General features: G+C 55.2%; 1 protein-coding gene. It reads left to right on the top strand.

The window, feature by feature from the left end:
* Nucleotides 1-264: 264 nt before the first annotated feature.
* A partial coding sequence (locus tag HT737_RS32280) for an ATP-binding protein (RefSeq protein ID WP_306287336.1) occupies nt 265-556 on the top strand: 292 nt, incomplete at its 3' end.

The following is a 556-nucleotide window of genomic DNA, read 5'->3' as shown; positions in this document are numbered from 1 at the left end:
TTCTTTGCTCTCGAATGTCCGGTGCATGGCTCGGTGAGCAGTTCTGAAATTGAGCAGTTCGACGGCTCGGTATTGCCTCGTGGCTGCAAGCATTGCCACTGGGAGGCATTACACACTGCGCCAAAGACGTCCGAGGCTCACATCCTCGCTCGAGGCAGGAAGCAGGCTGAGGACCTGAATAAGCTGCTCTTAGGCTCTGGTATCACTCCACGCTTTAACGGATGCACGTTCGAAACTTACAGGACTACAGGTGGAGGTGAGGGAATGTCCAAGGCCCTGAATGCCTGCATGGACTACGTCGATCAGTTTCCCGACAACTACGCCGCCGGCCGATCACTGGTCCTTACCGGCAACGTTGGCAATGGCAAGACGCACCTTGCCTGCTCGATCGTCCATGCAGTCATTCGTAAGCATGGAGCTCAAGCGGTAATCGTCACTGCAGCTGAGATCATCCGCGTCTTCAAGGGAGCGATGGATCGCAGTGCCGAATATTCGGACAGAGAAGTTCTCGACGAGTTGGCTGCCTTCGACTTGTTGGTAATCGACGAAGTCGGTG

Origin of the sequence: Pseudomonas sp. MD195_PC81_125, from assembly GCF_014060985.1 — a bacterium.
Classification (GTDB): Bacteria; Pseudomonadota; Gammaproteobacteria; order Pseudomonadales; family Pseudomonadaceae; genus Aquipseudomonas; species Aquipseudomonas parakoreensis.
This window is presented reverse-complemented; position numbering and strand designations above follow the sequence as displayed.